This is a genomic window from Streptomyces sp. CB01201, assembly GCF_002803085.1.
Classification (GTDB): domain Bacteria; phylum Actinomycetota; class Actinomycetes; order Streptomycetales; family Streptomycetaceae; genus Streptomyces; species Streptomyces hundungensis.
The window spans coordinates 15,949-40,533 of record NZ_NNBJ01000013.1; the positions used below are offsets into that span (position 1 = coordinate 15,949).

20 protein-coding genes are annotated in these 24,585 nt (G+C 71.1%); 13 read left to right on the top strand and 7 right to left on the bottom strand.

What is annotated here, in order from left to right; all coding sequences use genetic code 11:
- Positions 1–26 precede the first annotated feature (26 nt).
- Together radA and disA are read left to right on the top strand one after the other, a co-directional pair.
- A complete protein-coding gene (gene radA / locus CG740_RS25730) occupies positions 27–1,424 on the top strand; it encodes a DNA repair protein RadA (RefSeq protein WP_100577655.1) in 1,398 nt (465 codons plus the stop codon).
- Positions 1,425–1,525: 101 nt separating this feature from the next.
- Positions 1,526–2,650, top strand: coding sequence for a DNA integrity scanning diadenylate cyclase DisA (gene disA / locus CG740_RS25735; RefSeq protein ID WP_100577656.1), 1,125 nt, complete (start codon positions 1,526–1,528; stop codon positions 2,648–2,650).
- A gap of 635 nt (positions 2,651–3,285) precedes the next feature.
- On the opposite strand, the gene CG740_RS25740 is transcribed toward disA, so the two are convergent.
- Positions 3,286–4,125, bottom strand: coding sequence for a hypothetical protein (locus tag CG740_RS25740; RefSeq protein WP_100577657.1), 840 nt, complete (start codon positions 4,123–4,125; stop codon positions 3,286–3,288).
- Positions 4,126–4,290: 165 nt separating this feature from the next.
- Here CG740_RS25740 and CG740_RS25745 point away from each other — a divergent pair, with 165 nt between their 5' ends.
- From CG740_RS25745 to CG740_RS25775, 7 genes are all read left to right on the top strand, one after another.
- Complete coding sequence (locus tag CG740_RS25745) at positions 4,291–4,917, top strand: phosphatase PAP2 family protein (RefSeq protein ID WP_100577658.1); 627 nt, start codon at positions 4,291–4,293, stop codon at positions 4,915–4,917.
- Between the two features lie 91 nt (positions 4,918–5,008).
- Positions 5,009–5,917 (top strand): A/G-specific adenine glycosylase, encoded by a 909-nt coding sequence (locus CG740_RS25750; protein ID WP_234376502.1) that lies wholly within the window; start codon positions 5,009–5,011, stop codon positions 5,915–5,917.
- A 230-nt stretch (positions 5,918–6,147) separates the two neighbouring features.
- The gene (locus tag CG740_RS25755; RefSeq protein WP_100577659.1) at positions 6,148–6,705 is read left to right on the top strand and encodes a SigE family RNA polymerase sigma factor; all 558 of its coding nucleotides are present in this window, start codon (positions 6,148–6,150) and stop codon (positions 6,703–6,705) included.
- 20 nt (positions 6,706–6,725) lie between these two features.
- Complete coding sequence (locus tag CG740_RS25760) at positions 6,726–7,355, top strand: hypothetical protein (RefSeq protein WP_234376488.1); 630 nt, start codon at positions 6,726–6,728, stop codon at positions 7,353–7,355.
- Between the two features lie 178 nt (positions 7,356–7,533).
- Positions 7,534–8,238, top strand: coding sequence for a two-component system response regulator CseB (cseB, locus tag CG740_RS25765; protein ID WP_100577661.1), 705 nt, complete (start codon positions 7,534–7,536; stop codon positions 8,236–8,238).
- Between the two features lie 57 nt (positions 8,239–8,295).
- Complete coding sequence (cseC, locus tag CG740_RS25770) at positions 8,296–9,630, top strand: two-component system sensor histidine kinase CseC (RefSeq protein WP_100577662.1); 1,335 nt, start codon at positions 8,296–8,298, stop codon at positions 9,628–9,630.
- Positions 9,631–9,687: 57 nt separating this feature from the next.
- The gene (locus CG740_RS25775; RefSeq protein ID WP_100577663.1) at positions 9,688–10,959 is read left to right on the top strand and encodes a low temperature requirement protein A; all 1,272 of its coding nucleotides are present in this window, start codon (positions 9,688–9,690) and stop codon (positions 10,957–10,959) included.
- A 1,058-nt stretch (positions 10,960–12,017) separates the two neighbouring features.
- On the opposite strand, the gene CG740_RS25780 is transcribed toward CG740_RS25775, so the two are convergent.
- Positions 12,018–13,607 (bottom strand): MDR family MFS transporter, encoded by a 1,590-nt coding sequence (locus CG740_RS25780; RefSeq protein WP_100577664.1) that lies wholly within the window; start codon positions 13,605–13,607, stop codon positions 12,018–12,020.
- A gap of 172 nt (positions 13,608–13,779) precedes the next feature.
- Between CG740_RS25780 and CG740_RS25785 the strand changes: the two genes are divergently transcribed.
- The gene (locus tag CG740_RS25785; RefSeq protein WP_100577665.1) at positions 13,780–14,346 is read left to right on the top strand and encodes a TetR/AcrR family transcriptional regulator; all 567 of its coding nucleotides are present in this window, start codon (positions 13,780–13,782) and stop codon (positions 14,344–14,346) included.
- 34 nt (positions 14,347–14,380) lie between these two features.
- Here the strand turns inward: CG740_RS25785 and CG740_RS25790 are convergent, their stop codons facing one another.
- Positions 14,381–15,037, bottom strand: coding sequence for a M23 family metallopeptidase (locus CG740_RS25790; protein WP_100577666.1), 657 nt, complete (start codon positions 15,035–15,037; stop codon positions 14,381–14,383).
- A gap of 620 nt (positions 15,038–15,657) precedes the next feature.
- On the opposite strand from CG740_RS25790, the gene CG740_RS25795 reads away from it, so the two are divergent.
- Positions 15,658–16,011 carry a trypco2 family protein gene (locus CG740_RS25795; RefSeq protein WP_100577667.1) on the top strand — a complete coding sequence of 118 codons (354 nt, stop codon included), beginning with the start codon at positions 15,658–15,660 and terminating at the stop codon, positions 16,009–16,011.
- Positions 16,008–19,232, top strand: coding sequence for an NACHT domain-containing protein (locus CG740_RS41610; RefSeq protein ID WP_100577668.1), 3,225 nt, complete (start codon positions 16,008–16,010; stop codon positions 19,230–19,232). Before CG740_RS25795 ends, CG740_RS41610 begins: the two co-directional genes overlap by 4 nt.
- Positions 19,233–19,326: 94 nt before the next feature.
- Here CG740_RS41610 and CG740_RS25805 read toward each other — a convergent pair whose 3' ends face one another.
- Positions 19,327–21,855: an ATP-dependent Clp protease ATP-binding subunit gene (locus CG740_RS25805; protein WP_100577669.1), complete on the bottom strand. Its 2,529-nt coding sequence runs from the start codon at positions 21,853–21,855 to the stop codon at positions 19,327–19,329.
- 430 nt (positions 21,856–22,285) lie between these two features.
- On the opposite strand from CG740_RS25805, the gene CG740_RS25815 reads away from it, so the two are divergent.
- Positions 22,286–22,918, top strand: coding sequence for an SCO3374 family protein (locus CG740_RS25815; protein ID WP_100577670.1), 633 nt, complete (start codon positions 22,286–22,288; stop codon positions 22,916–22,918).
- Here the strand turns inward: CG740_RS25815 and CG740_RS25820 are convergent.
- The 3 genes from CG740_RS25820 to CG740_RS25830 form a co-directional block, all read right to left on the bottom strand.
- Positions 22,897–23,238 carry a histone-like nucleoid-structuring protein Lsr2 gene (locus CG740_RS25820; RefSeq protein WP_053729112.1) on the bottom strand — a complete coding sequence of 114 codons (342 nt, stop codon included), beginning with the start codon at positions 23,236–23,238 and terminating at the stop codon, positions 22,897–22,899. The two genes, CG740_RS25815 and CG740_RS25820, sit on opposite strands and share 22 nt — an antisense overlap.
- A 153-nt stretch (positions 23,239–23,391) precedes the next feature.
- Positions 23,392–23,922: an amino-acid N-acetyltransferase gene (locus CG740_RS25825; protein ID WP_100577671.1), complete on the bottom strand. Its 531-nt coding sequence runs from the start codon at positions 23,920–23,922 to the stop codon at positions 23,392–23,394.
- A 9-nt stretch (positions 23,923–23,931) separates the two neighbouring features.
- On the bottom strand, positions 23,932–24,366 hold the full coding sequence (locus CG740_RS25830; protein ID WP_100577672.1) for a BlaI/MecI/CopY family transcriptional regulator: 435 nt from the start codon (positions 24,364–24,366) through the stop codon (positions 23,932–23,934).
- Positions 24,367–24,585: the final 219 nt, after the last annotated feature.

The following is a 24,585-nucleotide window of genomic DNA, read 5'->3' on the forward strand; positions in this document are numbered from 1 at the left end:
TCAGTGGGCCCCTATACGGTGACGCCATGGCTGCCCGTACGAAATCCGCGAAGGACCGGCCGTCCTACCGCTGCACCGAATGCGGCTGGACCACCGCCAAATGGCTCGGCCGTTGCCCCGAGTGCCAGGCGTGGGGGACGGTCGAGGAGTACGGCGCGCCCGCGGTCCGCACCACGGCGGCGGGCCGGGTCTCCACGGCCGCGCTGCCCATCGGCGAGGTCGACGGCCGCCAGGCCACGGCCCGCTCCACGGGCGTCGACGAGCTGGACCGGGTGCTCGGCGGCGGTCTCGTGCCGGGCGCGGTGGTGCTGCTCGCGGGCGAGCCCGGGGTCGGCAAGTCCACGCTGCTCCTGGACGTGGCGGCCAAGGCGGCCAGTGACGAGCACCGCACGCTCTACATCACGGGCGAGGAGTCGGCGAGCCAGGTCCGGCTGCGTGCCGACCGCATCAAGGCCCTCGACGACCACCTCTACCTGGCGGCCGAGACCGACCTGTCCGCGGTGCTCGGCCACCTCGACGCGGTGAAGCCCTCCCTGCTCGTCCTCGACTCCGTGCAGACCGTCGCCTCGCCCGAGATCGACGGCGCCCCCGGCGGCATGGCCCAGGTCCGCGAGGTGGCGGGCGCCCTGATCCGCGCCTCGAAGGAACGCGGCATGTCCACGCTCCTGGTCGGCCACGTCACCAAGGACGGCGCGATCGCGGGCCCCCGCCTCCTGGAGCACCTGGTGGACGTGGTGCTCTCCTTCGAAGGCGACCGGCACGCGCGGCTGCGCCTGGTACGCGGTGTCAAGAACCGCTACGGGGCGACGGACGAGGTCGGCTGCTTCGAGCTGCACGACGAGGGCATCACCGGACTCGCCGACCCCAGCGGCCTGTTCCTCACCCGGCGTGACGTGGCGGTGCCCGGCACCTGTCTGACGGTCACCCTGGAGGGCCGCCGTCCGCTGGTCGCCGAGGTGCAGGCGCTCACGGTCGACTCGCAGATCCCCTCGCCGCGCCGCACCACCTCGGGCTTGGAGACCTCGCGCGTCTCGATGATGCTCGCGGTGCTCGAACAGCGGGGCCGCATCACGGCGCTCGGCAAACGCGACATCTACAGCGCGACCGTCGGCGGGGTGAAGCTCTCCGAGCCCGCCGCCGACCTCGCGATCGCGCTCGCGCTCGCCTCGGCGGCCAGCGACACTCCGCTGCCGAAGAACCTCGTCGCGATCGGCGAGGTGGGTCTCGCGGGCGAGGTCAGACGGGTCACCGGGGTGCAGCGCCGGCTCGCCGAGGCGCACCGGCTCGGCTTCACGCACGCCCTGGTGCCGACCGACCCGGGCAAGGTCCCGGCCGGTATGAAGGTCACGGAAGTCGCCGACATGGGGGACGCGCTGCGGGTGCTGCCGCGCGGGCGTCGCGCACAGGCCCCACGGGAGGAGTAGCCGCGCCGGTAGACTTTGCCCTGGTCTCGCCCGTCCGTACGTGCAGTACGCAAGCAGCACGCGAGCAGTACGCGCCGTAAGAGCAACACCGGAGGAGTGCAGTGGCAGCCAACGACCGGGCATCATCACCCGGAAAGTCCGGCACAGGCTCCGGTAACGAAGCACTGATGCGGGCCGCGCTGAGCGCGGTCGCGCCCGGCACCGCGCTCCGCGACGGCCTGGAGCGCATCCTGCGCGGCAACACGGGCGGCCTGATCGTCCTCGGCCTGGACAAGACCGTCGACTCGATGTGTACGGGCGGCTTCGTCCTGGACGTCGAGTTCGCCGCGACGCGGCTGCGTGAGCTGTGCAAGCTCGACGGCGCACTCGTCCTGGACAAGGACATCACCAAGATCCACCGGGCCGGCGTGCAGCTCGTGCCGGACGCGGGCATCCCCACCGAGGAGACCGGCACCCGCCACCGCACGGCGGACCGCGTCTCGAAGCAGTGCAACTACCCGGTGGTGTCCGTCAGCCAGTCCATGCGCCTGATCGCGCTGTATGTGAACGGCGAGCGCCGGGTCCTGGAGGAGTCGGCGGCGATCCTGTCCCGCGCGAACCAGGCGCTCGCCACCCTGGAGCGCTACAAGCTCCGCCTCGACGAGGTGGCGGGCACGTTGTCCGCCCTGGAGATCGAGGACCTGGTGACGGTGCGGGACGTCACCGCGGTCGCCCAGCGCCTGGAGATGGTGCGGCGCATCGCCACCGAAATCGCCGAGTACGTCGTCGAGTTGGGCACGGACGGGCGCCTGCTCTCGCTCCAGCTGGACGAGCTGATCGCCGGGGTCGAGCCCGAGCGGGAGCTGGTCGTACGGGACTACGTGCCCGAGCCCACGGCGAAGCGCTCCCGCACGGTGGACGAGGCGCTGCGCGAGCTCAACGACCTCACGCACGCGGAGCTGCTCGAACTGCCCATAGTGGCACGGGCGTTGGGCTACAGCGGCTCGCCCGAGACGCTGGACTCGGCGGTGTCCCCGCGGGGCTACCGGCTCCTCGCGAAGGTGCCGCGACTGCCGGGGGCGATCATCGAGCGCCTGGTCGAGCACTTCGGGGGGTTGCAGAAGCTGCTGGCCGCCTCGGTGGACGACCTCCAGGCGGTCGACGGGGTCGGGGAGGCGCGGGCGCGGAGCGTGCGGGAGGGGCTTTCGCGGTTGGCGGAGTCTTCGATTCTGGAGCGGTACGTATAGCTGGGGCCGGCCTGGGGGTTTGCCCACCCGCCCGTTGCCCGGGGTTGGTAGGCCCCGGGTCCCCCTGGGGCTCCGCCCCAGACCCCGGGCATCTTGCCCACCCTCCCGCCCGTGCAGCGGATTGGATCAGCTGAGCCCTGGGGCTACGCCCCAGACCCCCTGAGGGGCTCCGCCCCTCGAACCCCCGTCGCGCCTGAACGGCGCTCGTCCTCAAACGCCGGACGGGCTGGGGATGCCTGCGCCGGCCAGCACCAAGTCTTTTAGGGGCGCGAGGAACTGCGCGAGAAGCGACCACGACCCGCAGACGAAAACGGGGTTGGGGGCGCGAGGAACTGCGCGAACAGCCTCCACGGCCCACGCACGAAAACGGGTTTCAGGGGCGCGGGGAACGGCGCGAGAAGCGACCACGGCCCGCAGACGGAAACGGGGTTGGGGGCGCGGGGAACGGCGCGAACAGCCCCCACGACCCGCGGACGAAAACGGGTTTCAGGGGCGCGGGGAACGGCGCGAGAAGCGACCACGGCCCGCAGACGGAAACGGATTTTGGGGGCGCGGGGAACTGCGCGAACAGCCCCACGGTCCGCGCCGGGGGCAGGGGCCCCGGGGCGTAGGCCCGGGAGGTTGGGGGCGTGGGGCTAGTCCTTGGCCAGGGCGAAGGAGGCTCGGGCCACCGGGAGGCCGGGGAGGTGGGCCTCCAGGAGGTAGGTGCCGGGCGGGACCGCACCCGGCGAGGGAGTCGCACAGGCCGGCGCCGACTTCGTACGGTCCCACTCCACGGTGTGGGTGATCGTCGAACCACCGGGCACCTGGAAGAAGGCACCCGCATCGCCCGACGCGCAGTCGTCCGTCGACCACACCCGGTCGTTCGCGGTGGACGTGACCGTCACCACCGCCCCCTTGGGCCCGAGGTCCGCCTTGCACGCCGACCCCGAGTTGTTCTTGAGGAGGATCTCGATACGGGGCTTCTCCCCCGGCTCGTACGAGGTCTTCGTGCTGCGCAGGGTCAGCGACAGCGCCCCCGGCGCACAGGTCGGCAGGCTGGAGTCCGCCGGCACCTGGCTGCCCGCGCTGCCGCCACCGCCCGAACTCCCGCCCCCGGAAGCGGAGTTGGCGCCGCCGGAGCCACCCGAGCCCGTACTCGTACCGCCGTCACCGGAGTTGGCGCCCCCGGAGCCGCCCGAGCCTGCGGAGCCGGAGCCTCCCGAGCCGCCCGACCCGCCCGAGCCGCCCGACTCGTCGCGGCCGCCCGGAGCCGTGCTGATGGCGGGGCCGGAGCCCGAGGGGCCCGGGGTGATGGACTGCGTGGGGTTCGGGCCCTTGTCGTTGCCGCCGCCCTTGTTCCCGCTGCCGCCACCGGAAGTGACGGCCCATAGGACAAGAACGGCAAGCAGCGCGATCAAGGACAGCGCTACTGCCCTCCGTCGCCAATAGATGGAGGAGGGAAGCGGCCCGACCGGATTGCGCAGAGATCCCACGCACCGAACCTTACGAGAGATCGTGGCCAACTCCGGCCCCACCCGCCGCCACTCCGGCCAAGTTTTCCGGATCATCATCCCGGAGCACCCCGCTCCGCGGTCCTGGCGCAGCCTCACGGCCGACTCGTGGTCACCCCCCATTCATGATTCATACTGTCGGTCACCATGGATAGTGAGCTCTACCGCAACATCACCGACTTCGCCCACGACATGCCGTCCTGGGTGCAGAGCTTCGTCGAGGTCTGGACGGAGCTCGGCCTGCTCCTGTTCGGCGTGCTGTTCGTCTGCGCCTGGTGGCGGGCCCGCCGCCGGGACACGACGGCGTTCGCCCTCGCCCTGCTCGCGCCGCTGGCGACCGCGGCCGCCTACCTGTGCAGCGAGGTGATCAAGTCGCTGATCGACGAGGAACGGCCCTGCCGGGCGGTGGCCGGCGCGGCGACCTCGCTGATCGCCTGCCCCGCCAACGGCGACTGGTCGTTCCCCTCGAACCACGCCACCATCGCGGGCGCGGCGGCCGTCGGCCTGGCCCTCGCCTGGTCGCGCATCTGGATGCTCACCGTCCCGATGGCCCTGGCGATGGCCTTCTCACGGGTCTTCGTCGGGGTGCACTACCCGCACGACGTGGCGGTCGGCCTGGTGCTCGGCACCGTGATCGCGCTGATCGTGGTGAAGGCGGGGACCCGGCCCGTGCGGGCGTTGGCCGAGTCGATGCGGAGCAGCGACATCGCGGCCGTCGCCTGGTTCACCGGACCCGGCGCACGTGTGCACGCGAGGCAGCACGCAGGCCGCTGAGGGCCGCTGCGCGCCCCCCTTCGGGCCCGAACATGCCAGGATCGGCTCTGCGATGAACATTCTGCCGACGATGCCCACCGTGACCACGCCCATGAACGAGACGAACCCGGCGGCCCCGGCCGCCGAGCCCGCCGTCCTCCACGAATCCGTCATCGGATGGTTCGGCGAACACGCCCGCGACCTGCCCTGGCGCCGCCCCGAAGCGGGCGCCTGGGGCGTGATGGTCAGCGAGTTCATGCTCCAGCAGACCCCGGTCAGCCGGGTCCTTCCGGTGTACGAGCAGTGGCTGGCGCGCTGGCCGCGCCCGGCCGACCTGGCCGCCGAGGCACCCGGCGAGGCGGTCCGCGCCTGGGGCCGGCTCGGCTACCCGCGCCGCGCGCTGCGGCTGCACGGCGCGGCCCTGGCCATAACGGAACGGCACGGCGGCGACGTACCGTCCGACCACGCGCAGCTGCTCGCGCTGCCCGGTATCGGCGAGTACACGGCAGCGGCGGTCGCCTCGTTCGCGTACGGGCAGCGCCACGCGGTCCTGGACACCAACGTCCGCCGGGTCTTCGCCCGGGCCGTCACCGGCGTGCAGTACCCGCCGACCGCCACCACCGCCGCCGAGCGGCGCCTGGCGCGCGCGCTGCTGCCCGAGGACGACGTGACGGCGGCCCGCTGGGCGGCCGCCTCCATGGAGCTCGGCGCGCTGGTCTGCACGGCGAAGAACGAGACGTGCGGGCGCTGCCCGATCGCGGCGCAGTGCGCCTGGCGGCTCGCCGGCAAACCCGCGCACCAGGGCCCGGCCCGGCGCGGCCAGACGTACGCGGGCACCGACCGCCAAGTGCGCGGCCGGCTGCTCGCGGTGCTGCGCGACGCCACCGGTTCCGTACCGCAGTCGGCGCTCGACGCGGTGTGGCACGAGCCGGTGCAGCGGGCCAGGGCGCTCGACGGGCTGGTCTCGGACGGTCTCGTCGAGCCGCTCGAAGACGGCTTCTACCGGCTGCCCCAGTCCTGATCCCGGCCCGGCGGCCGAGGGTGCCCGACTGTGTCCGTAACGCCCGAAAGAGCGGCGTTACCCCTGGAAAACGGCGGTAAACCTCGGCTGTTACACAACCGATGGCTCTCCGTGCGTCGGCCGACGGCTGCTCCGCACAGGCCCGTGACAAGTCCTCCGTAGGTTCATTCACGTAAGCGACCAGCAGGGCGAGCGGGACCAGCTCACGGGGATGACGGAGGCGGTTGGGTATGGCGCAGGGCGAGGTGCTTGAGTTCGAGGAGTACGTACGCACCCGGCAGGACGCGCTGCTGCGCAGTGCCCGGCGGCTCGTTCCGGACCCGGTGGACGCGCAGGACCTCCTGCAGACCGCACTGGCCCGTACGTACGGCCGCTGGGACGGCATCGCCGACAAGACGCTGGCCGACGCGTACCTGCGCCGGGTCATGATCAACACCCGGACCGAGTGGTGGCGGGCCCGCAAGCTCGAAGAGGTGCCCACCGAGCAGCTGCCCGACGCCCGCGTCGAGGACGGCTCCGAGCAGCGCGCCGACCGCGCCCTCCTGATGGACATCCTGAAGGTGCTCGCCCCCAAGCAGCGCAGCGTCGTGGTGCTGCGACACTGGGAGCAGATGAGCACCGAGGAGACGGCCGCGGCCCTCGGCATGTCGGCCGGCACCGTGAAGAGCACGCTGCACCGGGCGCTGGCCCGGCTCCGCCAGGAGCTGGAGAGCCGCGAGCTGGACTTCCGTGCGCTGGAGCACGGTTACACGGGCGAGGTAAAGGGGCGGGAGCGGTGCGCGGCCTGAGCAGGCGGAGCGGGGGCGCTTTGACGGCGGGGACCACGGCACTGGCCGGGCTCTCCGCCCTCGGGCTGCTCATGGCCGGTTGTTCCACCGGCGGCACCGGGACCCGGGACGAGGGCGAGGCCCCCCGGTCCGACAAGGTCGCCCACGCCACACCGTCGCCGAGCGTGTCCTCGCCGGCGCCGTTCACCAAGGTCGACCCGGTACGGCTGCTCAAGGGCGACCCGAAGGTGAGCCCCCGGGTCAAGGCCGAGCTCAAGCCCTGCACCAAGGACGAGTACCCCATCGACGTGACGTACGGGCACCTGACCGGCACGACCGGCCAGGACGTCGTCGTGAACGTCATGAACTGCGCGGACGCGGTCGGTCTCGGCTCCTACGTCTACCGCGCCTCCGGGGCCTCGTACGACAACGTCTTCATCGCCGAGGAAACGCCGGTGTACGCGGAGATCGACCGCGGCGACCTGGTGGTGACCCGGCAGATGTACGCGCCCGGCGACAAGCCGGCCTTCGCCTCCAGCGAGGTCGTCACGACGTATCGCTGGTCCGGCGGCACGAACGGTAAGTTCGCCCAGCAGGACCAGGTGGAGAACGACTACAGCAAGGCCGTCGACGGCAACGGGACCCCCGCGCCCGTCCCCGCCACTCCCTGAGCCGCCCGCCCGTGTCGGCAAGCTGCGCGGTGGGCATGCCGCAGACTGGTACTGCGCCCGGAGCCGCTCGCCACCACGAGAGCGGCACCGCCGAACACCGTACGACCTGCACGACCCGCACCGCCGCACCACCGCCGGGCGCCGGAAGAGACCGCCGGAGAACTGAGAGAGCAGCGCGATGGCCGAGACCCATGTTCTGTTCGTCGAGGACGACGACGTCATCCGTGAAGCCACCCAGCTCGCCCTGGAGCGGGACGGCTTCACCGTGACCGCCATGCCCGACGGGCTCTCCGGCCTGGAGGCGTTCCGCGCCGACCGGCCGGACATCGCCCTGCTCGACGTGATGCTGCCGGGCCTCGACGGCGTCAGCCTGTGTCGCCGCATCCGCGACGAGTCGACCGTGCCGGTCATCATGCTGTCCGCGCGGGCCGACTCCATCGACGTCGTCCTCGGCCTGGAAGCCGGTGCGGACGACTACGTCACCAAGCCGTTCGACGGCGCCGTCCTGGTCGCCCGGATCCGCGCCGTGCTGCGCCGCTTCGGGCACGCGGGCGGGCCCGGCGCCGCCACCGACACGGCCGACGAGGCGCCCGAGCGCGGGGTGCTCGCCTTCGGCGACATCGAGATCGACACCGAGGGCATGGAGGTCCGCAAGCGCGGCGAGACCGTCGCCCTGACGCCGACCGAGATGCGGCTGCTGCTCGAATTCTCCTCGGCTCCCGGCACGGTCCTGTCCCGCGACAAGCTCCTGGAGCGGGTGTGGGACTACGGCTGGGGCGGCGACACCCGGGTCGTGGACGTGCACGTCCAGCGCCTGCGCACCAAGATCGGGCAGGACCGGATCGAGACCGTCCGTGGCTTCGGCTACAAGTTGAAGGCGTGATGGCCACGTGAGGCGCCCCGCCGAAGCCGAAGCCGAAGCCGAACAGGAGCACCGCGCATGAGGCGGTTCGCCCTGCGTACCGGCGTGCGCTGGAAGATCAGCATCGCCATTACCGCGGTCGGTGCGCTCACCGTCATGGCGCTCAGCCTCGTCGTGCACAACGCGGCCCGTGTCTCCATGCTCGACAACGCCCGCGAAGTGCAGATGGAGCGGTTGAACTTCGCGCAGAACTACTACGAGACCAGCAACAAGCGGGTCCGCTTCGGCACCAAGCTGAACGATCCCGCGCTGCCGCCCGCGCTGAAGTCCAAGGCACTGCAAGGGCGCAAGGTCTCGTCCGTGCAGGAGCGCGGCAGCGGGCCGCCCGACATCTGGGCGGCGGTCCCGGTGGGCAACGGTGACGTCCTGTCGCTGCACTCCACCTTCACCGACCGCAGCTCCAACGTGATGGCCGACCTCGACCGGGCCCTGGTCATCGGCTCGGTCGCGGTCGTCTTCGGCGGCTGCGCGCTGGGCATCCTCATCGGCGGCCAGATCTCGCGCCGGCTGCGCAAGGCGGCGGACGCGGCGGGCAAGGTCGCCGAGGGCAACACGGACGTACGGGTACGGGACGCCATCGGCGGTTTCGTACGCGACGAGACCGACGAGCTGGCCCGCGCGGTCGACGCGCTCACCGACGCGCTACAGGAGCGCATCGAGGCCGAGCGCCGGGTCACCGCGGACATCGCGCACGAGCTGCGCACCCCGGTCACCGGACTGCTCACCGCCGCCGAACTCCTGCCCCCGGGCCGCCCCACCGAGCTGGTGCGCAACCGGGCCCAGGCCATGCGCACGCTGGTCGAGGACGTGCTGGAGGTGGCGCGGCTCGACAGCGCGTCCGAGCGGGCCGAGTTGCAGGACGTGGCGCTCGGCGAGTTCGTGAGCCGCCGGGTCGCGGCCTTCGACCCCGAGGTGAAGGTGCGGGTGGTGCACGAGTCGTGGGTCAGCACCGACCCGCGCCGCCTGGAACGCATCCTGGGCAATCTGCTCGGCAACGCCGCCAAGCACGGCAAGGGGCCGGTCGAGGTCACCGTCGAGGGGCGCGTCGTACGGGTCCGCGACCACGGGTCCGGCTTCCCCGAGGCGCTGCTGCGCGAGGGGCCGAGCCGGTTCCGTACCGGGTCGAGCGACCGGGCGGGCAACGGGCACGGCCTGGGGCTGACGATCGCGGCGGGCCAGGCCAAGGTGCTCGGCGCCCGGCTGACCTTCCGCAACGCCGCGCCCGAGGGCGCCCCGAACGCGGCGGGCACCGGCGGGGCGATCGCCGTGCTCTGGCTGCCCGAGCACGCACCGACCAACACGGGAAGCTTCCCTGTGCAGCCGCCTTCGTCGAAGAGCGCGCGCCAGGTGTAGCCGACGGGTGGGCGAACCGGGGGGCGCCAACGGGCAACAGTGGCAACACTGTTGACCATGCATGAGGGCCCACACACTTCGCCGTCCGATCCCCTATCGACATCGCCGTCGCTGTCGGCATCGCCGTCGCTGTCGCCGTCGTCCGAGCCGCCCGAGGCGCCCGAGGCGCCCGAGGCGCCCGGGGCGGTGGAGGCGGTGGAGGGCGAGCGGCGGGCGACCTGGTTCGAGCTGTTCTGCGACCTCGTGTTCGTCGCGGCCGTCGGTCAGATCACCCGGCGGATCAGCGCCGAGCCGACCCTTGGCTCGGTCGCGGCCGCGGCCGCCCTGTTCGTACCGCTGTGGTGGACCTGGGTGCTGTACGCGGTCCGGGCCAACCGGGCCGACCGGGACGTCACCTCGCACCGGCTGCTGACCATGGCGGGGCTGGTCGCCGTGTGCGGGCTCGCGGTGTTCGTGGGCGGCGTGGGCCACTCCGACAGCGCGGACACCGGCTTCGCCCTGTCGTACCTCGGCGCGCGCCTCGGCGTCGCGCTGCTGTACGCCCTGGAGGCCCGGCGGGACCGGCGCCTGGTCCCGCTGCTGCGTTCCTTCGCCACGGGGTCGGCGCTCTCCGCCCTGTTCTGGGCGGGCGGCGCGCTGTTCGCCCCGGCGGGGGCGGTGCGGTACGGGATCTGGGCCGGCGGGATGGCGGTCGACCTGGCGATCCCGCTGCTCTCGGGGAGCCGGATCGCACGGGCCCCGCACCACAGCGAGCATCTGCGGGAACGCTTCGGCCTGTTCACGATCATCGTGCTCGGTGAGTCGGTGCTCGGCTTCACCAACGGGCTCGTCCAGGCGCGTACGGCCGGCTCCGCGATGGTGACCGGGGCGGCGGCGTTCGCGCTGTGCGCCTGCCTGTGGTGGTCCTACTTCAGCGCGAGCGGTACGCGGCCGGGTGCGCACGCCGAACTCGCCGACAGCCCACGGCTGTTGAACACGTACGTCCTGGGGCATCTGCCCGTGCAGCTCGGCCTCGCGGTGGCCGGGGGCGCGGTGGGTACGGCCGTCCTCGGCTCGGGCAGCCGGCTCACGACCGCGCTCGCGCTGTGCGTGCTGGGCGGGGTCGCGCTGTTCCTGGTCTCCACGGCGGCGGTACGGGTCGCCTTCACGGGGGTGGGGGATCCGGTGGTACGCCTCCGTCTGGTGACGGCGCTCCTCATTGCGGCGCTGGTGCCTGCGGCGGGGCGGGCTCCGGTGTGGGCGATGCTGGCCGGGCCTGCCCTGCTGCTCGCCCTGTCCGTGGCGGCGGAGGCGCCGAGTCATCGCCGGCGTGTCGCCGAAGCGGGCTGAGCTGGGGGCCGTTTGGGGCTGCGCCGCGGACCCGGGGGGCCGGAGTTTGCCCACCCGCCCGCCCGTGACCCGGGGTTGGTTGGTTCCGGGTCCCCCTGGGGCTCCGCCCCAGACCCCGGGGCATCTTGCCCACCCACCCGCCCGTGCGGCGGAGTCGAAGGGCTCGGGCCCTGGGGCTGCGCCCCAGACCCCCCTGAGGGGCTGCGCCCCTCGGACCCCCCGCAGGGGGCTACGCCCCCTGCACCCCGCTTCGGGGCTCCGCCCCGGACCCCGTATCGCGCCTGAACGGCGCTCGTCCTCAATCGCCGGACGGGCTGGGGATGCCTGTGCGGGGCCAGCACGGATCAGCCGCCCGGGCTGAAGTGCCCGACGCGGGCCAGCACCGAGGCCTTTAGGGGCGCGGGGAACTGCGCAACCAGACGCGCACGATCCGCGGACGAGAACGGGGTTCAGGGGCGCGAGGAACTGCGGGCCCCCCGATCCGCGGACGAGAACGGGCTTCGGGGGCGCGGGGAACTGCGCGAACGCCCCCCACGATCCGCGGACGGAAACGGGTTTTAGGGGCGCGGGGAACTGCGCGAACGCCCCCCGATCCGCGGACGGAAAGGGCTTTTAGGGGCGCGACGAACTGCGCAACCAGCCCCCACGATCCGCACCCGAACAAACGGGCCCCGGGGCGCAGCCCCCGGAATACCACCCATTCACCCCCGGAGGGTTGCGGGAAGGGGCGGGGAGGAGCAAAACCCCGGGGCCTGGGGCAAAGCCCCAGCGGCCCACATCCACCCGAACCTCCCAGAGCCAGCACCGAAAAAACCGCCTCCCCGCCCCCAACCGCACGCACGCGGAAGAAGACAGGAAGGCGGCAAAGGCCATCCCAGAGCCGAGCCGAGCCGAGCCAAACCACCCCGGCCGAGCCAAGGGATCCAGACCAGGGCCAAGACCAAGGCATCCGAACCAGGGCCAGGCCGGCCAAGGCCAAGGCATCCGAACCAGCGCCAGGCCGGCCAAGGCCAAGGCGGTCGGGGCCAGGGCGGCCCGAGCCCTGGCCCTGGCCCGGGTTACAGCACGGGCTCGGACAGCGGCGCCGCATCCACCGGCGCCTTGCCCGACTCGGGGGCCGGCGCCGCACCCCGCAGCGGGACCTCCTTGACGAAGAGGGCCGCCACGAACATGGCCACCGCGATGATCGAACCGACCAGGAACGTCCCGTGCGTACCGGAGGAGACCGCGTACTGGTACGCCTCCCGCACCGGCGCCGGCAGCTTCAGCAGGCTCGCGTGGTCCAGCTGGGCCGAGGCCAGCTTGCCGGCGCCCGAGCCGAGGCGGTGGGTCATCTCGTCGCCCACCCGGTTCGTGAAGATCGCGCCCATGATCGAGACGCCGAAGGACGAGCCGAGCGTACGGAAGAGGGTCGTGGAGGACGAGGCGACGCCCATGTCCTTCATCTCGACGCTGTTCTGCGCGACCAGCATCGTGATCTGCATCAGGAAGCCCATGCCCGCGCCGAGCACGGCCATGTAGACGCCGGACATGAACCGCGTCGTGGTGGTGTCCATCGTGGACAGCAGGAACAGGCCGACGACCACGAGCGCGCCGCCGAGGATCGGGAAGATCTTGTACTTGCCGCTGTTGGTGGTGACCCGGCCCGCGATCAGCGAGACGGCCATCATCGAGAGCAGCATCGGAAGCAGCAGCAGACCGGAGTTGGTGGCGGAGGCGCCCTGCACGGACTGCTGGTACAGCGGCAGGAACAGCATCGCGCCGAACATCACGAAGCCGGTGAGGAAGCCGATGCCGGACATCAGCGAGAAGTTGCGGTTGCGGAAGATGTGCAGCGGCACGATCGGCTCGGCGGCCTTCGTCTCGACGAAGAGGAAGCCGACGATCGCGAGGACGCCGAGCACGATGAGCCCGATGATGGTCCCGGAGCCCCAGGCGTACTGCGAGCCGCCCCAGGTGGTGACCAGGACGATCGAGGTGATGCCGACGGTGAGGAGAATCGTGCCGAGGTAGTCGATCCGGCCGCGGGCCCGCTTCTTGGGCAGGTGCAGCACGGCGGTGACCATGGCGAGCGCGACCGCGCCGAGCGGGATGTTGATGTAGAAGGTCCAGCGCCAGCCGAGGTGGTCGGTGATGGCGCCGCCGACCAGCGGGCCGCCGATCATGGCGAGCGCCATGACGCCGGCCATCATGCCCTGGTACTTGCCGCGCTCACGGGGCGGAATGAGGTCACCGATGATCGCCATGACGCCGACCATGAGACCGCCCGCGCCCAGACCCTGGATCGCGCGGAAGCCGATGAGCTGGCTCATGTCCTGGGCCATGCCGCTGAGCGCGGAGCCGATCAGGAAGATCACGATGGAGGTGAGGAAGGCGCCCTTGCGCCCGTACATGTCGCCGAGCTTGCCCCAGATAGGCGTGGACGCGGCGGTGGCCAGCGTATAGGCCGTCACCACCCACGACAGGTGTTCAAGCCCGCCCAGCTCGCCCACGATCGTCGGCATCGCCGTGTTCACGATCATGTTGTCGAGCATGGCGAGCAGCATCGCGATCATGAGCGCGAGCAGCACGACCCGCACGCTGCGCGGCTGCGGCCCGTCGGTCACCCCCGGCTCCGCCGCCTTCTCTTTAGGTATCCCCGTCGCCATCGTCCCCAACTCCCTGAAACCTGCCGTCCACCGGATGAGGCACTTACTTGCCGCCCGGCTAGTTACCACTACACTGGGGAAGGTAGACCGTAACTAGCCGGGCGTCAAGTAAGTACATGGCTCACGGCACGGCCGCCGGGGGACGGCGGCCGTACGCATTCGGGAGAGCGGCATGGCCAGAGGAAACACCCGCCAGCGGATCCAGGACGTTGCCCTGGAGCTCTTCGGTGAGCAGGGGTACGAGAAGACCTCGCTGCGCGAGATCGCCGAGCGGCTGGATGTGACGAAGGCGGCGCTCTACTACCACTTCAAGACCAAGGAAGACATCATCATCAGCCTCTTCCAGGACCTCACCAGGCCCATGGACGAGGTGATCGAGTGGGGCCGGACCCAGCCGGGCACCCTCGACGTCAAACTGGAGATCCTGCGCCGCTACAGCGAGGCCCTCTTCGGGGCGGAGCCGCTGTTCCGGTTCATGCAGGAGAACCAGGCGACCATGCGCGAGCTGAGCATCGGCGAGATGTTCAAGGAGCGGATGCACGCGATGGTCGACCTGCTGAAGGACCCGGACGCCTCGATGGCCGACCGGATCCGGTGCTTCACGGCGCTGTTCTCGATGCACGCCGGGATGTTCGTCCTCAAGGACATGGAGGGCGACCCCGAGGAGAAGCGCATCAGCGTCCTTGAGGTCGCCAGCGACCTGGTCACCCAGGCCCACCACAACTCGCCCCGCACTTAGGCGGGTCGAGGGGCCCGTCGAGCAGCCCCGGCGGTCAGACGGTGACGCCGACCGTACGCAGGAAGGCGACGGGGTTGACGGCCGAGCCGTAGTTCGGCGACGTGCGGATCTCGAAGTGCAGGTGCGGGCCACTGGAGTTGCCGGTGTTGCCGGAGAGCGCGATCCGCTCGCCGGTGCCCACGCTCTGCCCGACGCGCACGTTGATCTTCGACAGGTGGGCGTACTGCGAGTACGTGTTGTTGGCGTGCCGGACCACGACGGCGTTGCCGTAGGCGGGGCCGTCACCGGCGCCGACCGGGCCGGCCTTGACGACGGTGCCGGCGTGCGCGGCGAGGACCGGCGTGCCGTTGGGCACCGCGAAGTCCTGTCCGGAGTGCTTGTGCGACCACATCGAACCGCCGAGGCCGAAGCTGGCACTCAGCGTGTAGCGCGAGACCGGGTGCACCCAGGAGGCGGCCTTGGCGGCGGCGGCCTGCTTGACCGCGGCGGCGGCCTTGGTCTGCGCCTTGGCCTGGTCGGCGACGGCGGACGTGGTGACGGAGGTCGGGGCCAGCGACGCGGAGTCGGCGGCCGCGGCACCCGCGCCGAGGAGCGTCGCGGCGCCCGTTCCGGCGGCGACGGCGGCGATCGCCGCGGCGCGCAGGCGGAACGCGGACGGGCGGACGGTCTTGGACAGGGTGCGCTGGGGCATGCGGGAGCTCTTCCTTACGGCGACAAGGGGATCCGCCGAGTGCGACCCAGGACTGAGTTCCGGCGGCATGCGCGGACCCGGCACGCACAGCGGCACACCGGGTCGGCCTCACCTTGGTAACCCAAGCCCCCATCTCCGCCCAAAACGCCCATCTACTAACGAAAGCCGTAACGATCAGCCGGGGAATACGCCCGATGCGCGGCCAACGCCCCCTAGGCCGCGTAGTAGGCCCCCGGGGCCCTGTGTGCCTTGTCACCGCCTCCGGCCCCAAGTCCATGTCCTCGGTCCTTCCCTTTCGGGACCAAGGCCCGGCGGTCCTCGCCGGCCCACGCATCGCGGGTCCCGCACGCCGACCGTCCCCCGCCCGCCGACCGGCCTTCGCCGACCGGCCTTCGCCGACCGCCGGCGCGGACCGCTCGGCTCCGGAACCCGGGGCGGAGGTGTCCCGGGCCGCCCTCGACCGGCCCCCCGAGCCCTTCCCGCCCGTCCGGGTGCCGATGGCGGCTGCGGGGGCGGACGGACCGCACGCGAACCCCCGCCCCGCGCCACCATCCGTCTCCCACCCCTGTCCCAACTCCCCACCCCGGCGCGAGAATTGAGGGCAACGAGGGGACAGTGCCATGACCGACAACAACACGCACGCATCCGACGCGTTCGACGGGATCGAGCTGGCCGACGCCATCGAGTCCGTACGCGAGCAGTTGACCGAGGCCGCCGCCCGGGCTTCGGGGCACGCTCTGATCTTCGAACTCGGCGACATTCAGATGGAGTTCACACTTGAGCTCCGCAAGGAGGTCAAGGGCGGGCTCAAGGTGCGGGCCTGGGTGGTGGACGCGGGCGTCGACGCCGGGCGGGGTACGGGGCGTACGCACAAGGTGGCCTTCACCCTGAAGCCGCACGCTGCCGCCGACGGCGCCGCCTGGCGGGTCGGCAACGACCGGCCGGGCGGGAGCTTCGGGGCCGGGCCGCGATGAGCGGCGCCCTACCCACGACCGCCGACCGCGTCGTGGCCGTACTCTCCGACGGGCGCCAGGGCAGCGGGGTCATCGTCTCGCCGTGGCTGGTGCTCACCTGTGCGCACAATCTGGCGGGCGGTCCGCCGACCCGGCTCGCGCACCCCTCCCTCGGCGAGGTGAGCGCCCAAGTCCTGTGGCGGGACGACGAGTTGGACGCGGCACTGATCTACAGCGACGAGGAGCTGCTGCCCGGTCTGCTGCGGCTCGGCAGCGTCGACACCGCGCAGTCGCTGCCGGGCTGCGAGATCATCGGCTTCCCCGACATCCAGCGCTACGGCGCCGACCACCACCTCGACTACGACCAGTTCGTCGGCACGGTCCTGCCGGTCGCGGGCAGTCTGCGCGACGACCTGGTCTGCGAGCTGCACCGGCCACCCGCCGCCGAACGCGCCGACGGCAGCTCGCCGCTCGCGGGCCTGTCGGGCGCCCCGCTGTTCGCCGCGGCGACCCTGCTCGGCCTGGTCAAGGAGATCCCGCGCGGACGCGGCCACCGCAGGGTGGTGTGCGTGCCGCTGCGGGGCATCTTCGCCTCGGACGGCTTCCGCGCCGCGTTCGCCACCCTGGCCACGCCCGCCCCGCTCGAACTGGTCACCGGCGTACCACCGGAGGACCAGAGCTACGAGCACGAGTACGCGGAGGCCATCGGCGCCTCGTACCGCAAGACGAAGATCTTCGGCCTGGACGAGCTGAACAAGCGGGACTCCGAATGGGACCTGGACACCGCCTACCTCAGCCTGGAGGCGAGACCCAAGGCCACCGAGCCGCCGCAGGCCGGCCGCACCCTGATGGACAGCGCCCCGCAGCGCATCGACGCGCTGCTCGCATCGCGGCCCCGCGTCCTGATCCGGGGCGAGGCGGGCGCCGGCAAGACCACCCTGGTGTGGTGGCTGGCGGCGCACGCGGCGGCCGGCCGGCTCGGCCCCGGACTCGCCGACCTCAACGCGCTCATCCCGTTCGTGGTGCCGCTGCGCACCCTGCGCGCCCAGGGCGCCACCTTCCCGCTGCCCGCCCAACTCCCCACTGCGGCACGGCTCGTGGTGGACGCGGCACCCGAGGGATGGGCCGGCCGGGTCCTGAAGACCGGGCAGGGGCTGCTCCTGGTGGACGGGCTCGACGAGGTGCCGCAGGAGGACCGCGAGGAGGCCCACCGCTGGCTCGCCGCCCTCCTGGACCGCTATCCGCGCACCCGCTGTGTGGTGACGGTACGGCCGATGGCGGTCGAGCCGGACTGGCTGAAGTACGCGGGCTTCGAGGAGCTGCGGCTGCTCCCGATGAACGACGAGGACATCACCGCGTTCATCGCCGCCTGGCACCGCGCGGCCCGGCTCGACAGCGGCCCGCACGAGGACCTGGACGAGCTGGAGCGCGACCTGTCCGAACAGTTCAAGCAGAACAGCACCCTCAAGGGCCTCGCCCGCACTCCCCTGCTGTGCGCGGTGATCTGCGCCCTGCACCGGCTGCGCCAGGGCTTCCTGCCCGACACCCGCTGGAAACTGTACGAGGCGGCCCTGCGGATGCTGCTCGGCAACCGGGACCAGCAGCGCAAGGTCGAGGCGCCCGAGGGCATCGAGATCAGCGCCGAGGAGTGCACCGAACTGCTCCAGCGGATCGCGGTGTGGCTGGTGCGCGAGGGCCAGTTGGAGTTCTCCCGCGACCAGGCGCTGCGCCAGCTCAAGCGGGCCCTGTCCGGCATGGAGAACGTACGCGGCCAGGGCACCCCCGAGGACGTCCTGCGCCACCTCCTCAACCGCAGCGGGCTGCTCCAGGAACGCGCCGACGACGTCTTCCAGTTCACCCACCGCACCTTCCAGGACTTCCTCGCCGCCAAGGAGTTCGTGGAGGACGGGCACCTCGGCGAGCTGCTTCGGCACGCCTCGGAGGAGCAGCAGTGGCAGGACGTGATCCTGCTCGCCGCCGGCCACTGCGGCCGGCGCGACCGGCCCGTCCTCGTCAACGGTCTGCTCGACGCGGGCTCCCGCCACCAGTCCCACCAGGACAAGGCCAAGATCCATGTCCTGGCGGCCCGTTGCGCCCAGCACGCCGCCTATCTCGACGAGACGACCGCCCGCCGGGTCCGCGAACACATCGCGGCGCTGCTTCCGCCCCGCGACCTGGAGACCGTCACGCTGCTCGCGCGGCTCGGCCCGTCCGTACTCGGCCATCTCCCGGACCCGGCCGCCACCTCGGCCGAGGCGCTCGGACACGTCGTCGGGCTCATCAACCGGGTCGGCAACGCCGAGGCCATCGAGCACGCCCGCGCCTGGTCGGCCGCCCACCCGGACGCGGTCGACCTGTTCGCCTCCGAGTGGTCGCGCTACCCCGCCGAGCGCTACGCCCGCGAGGTGCTCGCGCACCTCGATCTGCGGGAGGCCCGGCTGCACGTGGAGACCCGCTGGCAGCTCGCCCAGCTCCCGCTCGTGCCCGACGCCCGCCGGCTGTGGATCACCGTGCCGCCCGACCTCACGGCGGACGAGCTGCACGGCGCGCTGCGCGGCCGCGAGGTGGCGGCCCTGCGGCTGAACGGCACCGAGCGCCTGCGGGACCTCGCCTTCCTGCGGCACAGCGCGGAGCGCCTGGCGGACCTGGAGGTGCTGCGGGGCTCGGGCCTGCGCGACCTCACCCAGCTGGCCCGGCTGCCGCGCCTCACCTCGCTCGGGCTGCTCGACGTGTCCGCGCAGGAGGTCGACCTCGCGCCGCTCGGTGAGGTCCCGGCGCTGCGCACGCTGCTGTTCGGCAGCAGCACCGATCTGCACCTCGCCCAGCTCCCGGTCCTGAGCCACGTCACGACCCTGCATCTGGAGGCGGACCAGGTGGCCGGCTTCGACGCCCTGAGCCGCTGGCCGGCCCTCAGCCATCTGGAGCTCGCCCCCTCCTCGTCGGCGACCACCCGACGGCTCCTGGCGTATGTGCGCGGGCAGCCCGGCATCGTCCGGCTCGGCGTCGCGCTGAGCTCGGTGGCCGCGCTCGCCGGGGTGGCCCCGCTGGCCAGCGTCCGCCACCTCGATTTGTGGCTCGCCAACTCCGACGGCGATCTCGGCGCGGTCCTGGCGGCGTTCCCGGCGCTGACGACGGTGGACCTGGCGGTCGGCACCGTGCAGGCCGGCTCGTGGAACCCGGGCGCACTGCTGCGCCACCCCGGCCTGACCGTCACCGTCAACGGCGGCCCGCTGGCCCCGTGAAGCACCCGGCGGCGGCCATGGAAAAGGGGCTGCCCCGGTCCGTACGTGACGTACGGGCCGGGGCAGCCCCTTCAGGCGAGGCCTCCGAAGAGGACTACGCCTCCTTGCTCAGGTTGGGACCCGCGCCGCCGGCGGCCGCGTCCTCGATCGGCGGGACGTCGGGCAGGGCCGACTTCTCCTCGCCGCGGAAGGTGAACTTCTTCTCCTCACCCTCGCCCTCGGTGCCGATGACCACGATGTGACCGGGGCGCAGCTCACCGAAGAGGATCTTCTCGGAGAGGATGTCCTCGATCTCCCGCTGGATCGTCCGGCGCAGCGGCCGGGCGCCCATGATCGGGTCGTAGCCCTTCTTGGCGAGCAGCGACTTGGCCTCGGCATTGAGCTCGATGCCCATGTCGCGGTCCTTGAGGCGCTCGTCCACCTTGTCGATCATGAGGTCGACGATCTGGATGATGTCTTCCTCGGTCAGCTGGTGGAAGACCACCGTGTCGTCGACACGGTTGAGGAACTCGGGGCGGAAGTGCTGCTTCAGCTCCTCGTTGACCTTGGCCTTCATCCGGTCGTAGCCGGTCTTGACGTCACCCTGGGCGGCGAAGCCCAGGTTGAAGCCCTTGGAGATGTCCCGGGTCCCGAGGTTGGTCGTCATGATGATGACCGTGTTCTTGAAGTCCACGACCCGGCCCTGGGAGTCGGTCAGACGACCGTCTTCCAGAATCTGGAGCAGGGAATTGAAGATATCGGGGTGGGCCTTCTCGACCTCGTCGAAGAGGACGACGGAGAACGGCTTGCGGCGCACCTTCTCGGTGAGCTGGCCGCCCTCTTCGTAACCCACGTAACCGGGGGGCGAACCGAAGAGGCGGGAAACCGTGTGCTTCTCGCTGAACTCCGACATGTCGAGGGAGATCAGCGCGTCCTCGTCACCGAAGAGGAATTCCGCCAGCGTCTTCGACAGCTCGGTCTTACCGACACCGGACGGGCCGGCGAAGATGAACGAACCACCGGGACGCTTCGGGTCCTTCAGACCGGCACGCGTACGCCGGATCGCCTGCGAGAGCGCCTTGATGGCGTCCTTCTGGCCGATGACGCGCTTGTGCAGCTCGTCCTCCATGCGGAGCAGCCGCGAGGACTCCTCCTCGGTGAGCTTGAAGACCGGGATGCCCGTGGCCGTGGCCAGGACCTCGGCGATCAGCTCGCCGTCGACCTCGGCGACGACGTCCATGTCGCCGGCCTTCCACTCCTTCTCGCGCTTGGCCTTCGCGGCGAGCAGCTGCTTCTCCTTGTCGCGGAGGGAGGCCGCCTTCTCGAAGTCCTGGGAGTCGATGGCCGACTCCTTGTCGCGACGCACGCCCGCGATCTTCTCGTCGAACTCGCGGAGGTCCGGCGGCGCGGTCATCCGGCGGATGCGCATCCGGGAACCGGCCTCGTCGATCAGGTCGATCGCCTTGTCCGGCAGGAAGCGGTCCGAGATGTACCGGTCGGCCAGCGTCGCGGCCTGGACGAGGGCCTCGTCCGTGATCGAGACGCGGTGGTGGGCCTCGTAGCGGTCGCGCAGACCCTTGAGGATCTCGATGGTGTGCGGCAGCGACGGCTCGGCGACCTGGATGGGCTGGAAGCGGCGCTCAAGAGCGGCGTCCTTCTCCAGGTGCTTGCGGTACTCGTCGAGCGTGGTGGCACCGATGGTCTGGAGCTCACCACGGGCCAGCATCGGCTTGAGGATGCTCGCCGCGTCGATCGCGCCCTCGGCGGCACCCGCACCCACCAGGGTGTGGAGCTCGTCGATGAACAGGATGATGTCGCCGCGGGTGCGGATCTCCTTGAGGACCTTCTTCAGGCGCTCCTCGAAGTCACCGCGGTAGCGGGAGCCGGCGACCAGGGCGCCGAGGTCCAGCGTGTAGAGGTGCTTGTCCTTGAGCGTCTCGGGCACCTCGCCCTTGACGATCGCCTGGGCCAGGCCCTCGACGACGGCGGTCTTGCCGACGCCGGGCTCGCCGATGAGGACCGGGTTGTTCTTGGTGCGGCGCGACAGGACCTGCATGACGCGCTCGATCTCCTTCTCGCGCCCGATGACCGGGTCGAGCTTGGATTCGCGAGCGGCCTGCGTCAGGTTGCGGCCGAACTGGTCGAGCACCAGGGACGTGGAGGGGGTGCCCTCCGCAGGGCCGCCGGCCGTGGCGGCTTCCTTGCCCTGGTAGCCGGAGAGCAGCTGGATGACCTGCTGCCGCACCCGGTTGAGATCGGCGCCCAGCTTCACCAGGACCTGGGCGGCGACGCCCTCGCCCTCGCGGATCAGGCCGAGCAGGATGTGCTCGGTGCCGATGTAGTTGTGGCCGAGCTGGAGGGCCTCGCGGAGCGACAGCTCCAGGACCTTCTTGGCACGGGGCGTGAAGGGGATGTGCCCGGACGGGGCCTGCTGGCCCTGACCGATGATCTCCTCCACCTGCTGGCGGACCGCCTCGAGCGAAATCCCGAGGCTCTCCAGGGCCTTAGCGGCGACACCCTCACCCTCGTGGATCAGGCCCAGGAGAATGTGCTCGGTGCCGATGTAGTTGTGGTTGAGCATCCGGGCTTCTTCCTGAGCCAGGACGACAACCCGCCGCGCGCGGTCGGTGAACCTCTCGAACATCGTTAATCGCTCCTCAGAGCGGTCGGGCAGTAAGGGGGCGGTCCCCTCCCTGTCCTTCCGCATGCTAGTCCCGCAGGGCGGGACAGCTCATTCCAACTGCCGACACCCGTTCAATGCCTCCCGGCCCGAACAGCCGACAACTGCTCCAACCCGATGGTGCGAGACGATGTTCCCGCAGGCCAGACAGATACCCCTGTCTCCAGTACGCCGATGGCGAACGTGAGACCGCCTGACGAGCGTGTCGCCCCTCCCCACTAGGAATGTCTTACCCGCCCGCACTGACACTCCATGCGAAAGACCCCGGTTCCGTAAGCTACGGGCGAACAACCTTGCGTCCGCCCATCCCCCGGAGCGACGCACAATTGCCGACGGAGCGCGTTCGTACGGAAACCCAGCGTAACTCGGCGCCGTTTCTTCAGTTGCTCCGGGCATGGCCCTCACCGTCCCGCAGCCCCGCGCACCCATGGATGGCTCGCTCGCGCAGTGGTACGAGCGCGGGCTCGGCTGGGCCGTCTGCGAGGGGCCCCCGGTCCAGCTGCTCACCGGGCTGCGCTTCGACGTTCTGGAACTCCCGGCGAGCGCCGGCTTCGCACTCCTGGAGCGGTACCGGCGGACCGGTCCCGTAGCTCTGGCGGGGGGCCGGATGCGGCTGCTCGTGGCGGCCGGCAGCGCGGACGAGCTGCCGGGGCTGCTCGACTGGCTGGAGTGGGGCGGGGTGGCCCTGGACCTGCGCGCCCTCGGCGCGGGGGGCCGCATGACCGCCCCGGTGCCGCCGGGCTGGGCCGGCTCGCGGGGGGCCGCCGTATGGCTGCGGCCCCCCGAGCCCGGGTGCGAGATCGAGGCGCGGTTGCCCTCGTTCACCGGATTCACTCAGTGCGGTGGTGCCGGCGACGGGGACGCTTCGGATGCCTCCCGGGCCGCGCGGGGCGGCCACGCCGCGGGCCTCAGCCTCGTGAGGCTGGTGGCCGCGGCGGCGACGGAATGCCACCGGGCCCGGTTGTTTCACGCGAAATCCCCAGGTGGAACGGGGAACGCGGGAAGTCAGCCGTTCTGCTTCTCGTAGGCCTCACGGATTTCGGCCGGGACGCGTCCGCGGTCGTTCACGTTGTAGCCCTGCTCCTTGGCCCACTTGCGGATCTCGGCCGTGTTCTGGTTGCCGGTGCCGAGCAGCGCGCCACGGGCCTTGCCACGACCGCCGGCCGCGCGGCCACCGGTGCGCCGGCCGCTCTTGACGTACGGCTCAAGGAGACCCCGGAGCTTGTCCGCGTTGGCCGTGGTGAGGTCGATCTCGAAGCTCTTCCCGTCAAGAGCGAACGTCACGGTCTCGTCAGCCTCGCCACCGTCGAGGTCATCGACAAGAAGGACCTGAACCTTCTGTGCCACCGGATTTCCTTTCATCGAAAATGCAGTACGCGGAAAGGAAACCGCTTTTGACTGGAAAACACAAACCCCCGGGAGAGGTTCAGGATCCTTGCTCCGCGGGAAACGTACGCGATTCGGACATAGGGTTCCGACAGCTTCCCGCCGCTTCCCCGATCACAGGTGCAGAAGCATCCGGGTGTTGCCCAAGGTGTTCGGCTTCACTCGTTCGAGACCGAGGAACTCGGCGACGCCCTCGTCATAGGAGCGCAGCAGCTCGCTGTAGACATCTGTGTCGACGGTATCGACGGGAGTCTCGCCGATCTCGGTGAACCCGTGCTTCGCGAAGAACGCCACTTCGAAGGTGAGGCAGAAAACCCGCCGCACTCCGAGCCAGCGAGCGGTCTGGAGCAGCTTGGTGAGCACGAGATGTCCGATGCCGGAACCGTGGAACTCGGGGTCCACGGCAAGAGTTCGCACTTCGGCGAGGTCTTCCCACATCACGTGCAGTGCCCCGCAGCCGATCACCCGGGCGTCCGAGTCGCGTTCCGCGACCCAGAACTCCTGGATGGACTCGTAAAGCGTGACCGTTGCTTTGTCGAGCAGGATCCCGCCTCCGACGTACGCGTCGAGAAGGCTTCGCACGGCCGGTACATCGCCGGTCCTGGCGCGGCGGACGGTGACCGCATTCGCGGCGGGATAAGACATGCCTGGACGCTATCGCCCCGCTTCGGGTCCGGGCGCATCGCCCTCTTCGGATCCCTGTTCGGGTTCGCGGTCCCGTTCGGGTTCCGGCTCCTGCACCATGCGCACGGCATCGCGCAGTGCTTCGCGCTCCTCGGGGGACATCATGCCGAAGAAGGCCACGAGTGCGGCCGCCCGGTTGTCGCTCCGGGACCAGGCTTCGTTCATCAGTGCTGCGGCGTAGGCGGCCCGGGTGGAGACCGCCGTATATCGATAGGCCCGCCCGTCCACTTCCCGGCGGACCCAGCCCTTCTGATGGAGATTGTCCATTACGGTCATGACCGTGGTGTACGCGATGGACCGTTCCTGCTGAAGGTCTTCGAGGACTTCCCGGACGGTCACCGGGCGGTTCCACTGCCAGACCCGGGTCATGACGGCGTCTTCCAGCTCTCCCAATTGACGGGGCACAACTGCACCATAGTGGGAGATGTCGCGAATGGCTGCTTATTTGCAGTTAGCACGCAGCAAAAAGGGCGCACGTGGGGAAATACCCCGTGCGCCCCCGCTGTGCGTACCCCGCCGGACCGCGTGCGGTCAGGGTGCGGCGGGCTTCTGCTGTGCGGCCTCGGCGCGGGCGAGCGCGCTGTCCACGGCCGCGTCCTCCTTGCCCTTGTTGGGGCCGCCCTG

What these genes read in the sequence shown, in the direction of transcription:
- radA (WP_100577655.1), top strand. Translation starts at nt 27, where the DNA reads ATGGCTGCCCGTACGAAATCCGCGAAGGACCGGCCGTCCTACCGCTGC.
- CG740_RS25745 (WP_100577658.1), top strand. Translation starts at nt 4,291, where the DNA reads ATGGATAGTGAGCTCTACCGCAACATCACCGACTTCGCCCACGACATG.
- CG740_RS25750 (WP_234376502.1), top strand. Translation starts at nt 5,009, where the DNA reads ATGAACGAGACGAACCCGGCGGCCCCGGCCGCCGAGCCCGCCGTCCTC.
- CG740_RS25755 (WP_100577659.1), top strand. Translation starts at nt 6,148, where the DNA reads ATGGCGCAGGGCGAGGTGCTTGAGTTCGAGGAGTACGTACGCACCCGG.
- cseB (WP_100577661.1), top strand. Translation starts at nt 7,534, where the DNA reads ATGGCCGAGACCCATGTTCTGTTCGTCGAGGACGACGACGTCATCCGT.
- cseC (WP_100577662.1), top strand. Translation starts at nt 8,296, where the DNA reads ATGAGGCGGTTCGCCCTGCGTACCGGCGTGCGCTGGAAGATCAGCATC.
- CG740_RS25775 (WP_100577663.1), top strand. Translation starts at nt 9,688, where the DNA reads ATGCATGAGGGCCCACACACTTCGCCGTCCGATCCCCTATCGACATCG.
- CG740_RS25780 (WP_100577664.1), bottom strand. Translation starts at nt 13,607, where the DNA reads ATGGCGACGGGGATACCTAAAGAGAAGGCGGCGGAGCCGGGGGTGACC.
- CG740_RS25785 (WP_100577665.1), top strand. Translation starts at nt 13,780, where the DNA reads ATGGCCAGAGGAAACACCCGCCAGCGGATCCAGGACGTTGCCCTGGAG.
- CG740_RS25790 (WP_100577666.1), bottom strand. Translation starts at nt 15,037, where the DNA reads ATGCCCCAGCGCACCCTGTCCAAGACCGTCCGCCCGTCCGCGTTCCGC.
- CG740_RS25795 (WP_100577667.1), top strand. Translation starts at nt 15,658, where the DNA reads ATGACCGACAACAACACGCACGCATCCGACGCGTTCGACGGGATCGAG.
- CG740_RS41610 (WP_100577668.1), top strand. Translation starts at nt 16,008, where the DNA reads ATGAGCGGCGCCCTACCCACGACCGCCGACCGCGTCGTGGCCGTACTC.
- CG740_RS25805 (WP_100577669.1), bottom strand. Translation starts at nt 21,855, where the DNA reads ATGTTCGAGAGGTTCACCGACCGCGCGCGGCGGGTTGTCGTCCTGGCT.
- CG740_RS25815 (WP_100577670.1), top strand. Translation starts at nt 22,286, where the DNA reads ATGGCCCTCACCGTCCCGCAGCCCCGCGCACCCATGGATGGCTCGCTC.
- CG740_RS25825 (WP_100577671.1), bottom strand. Translation starts at nt 23,922, where the DNA reads ATGTCTTATCCCGCCGCGAATGCGGTCACCGTCCGCCGCGCCAGGACC.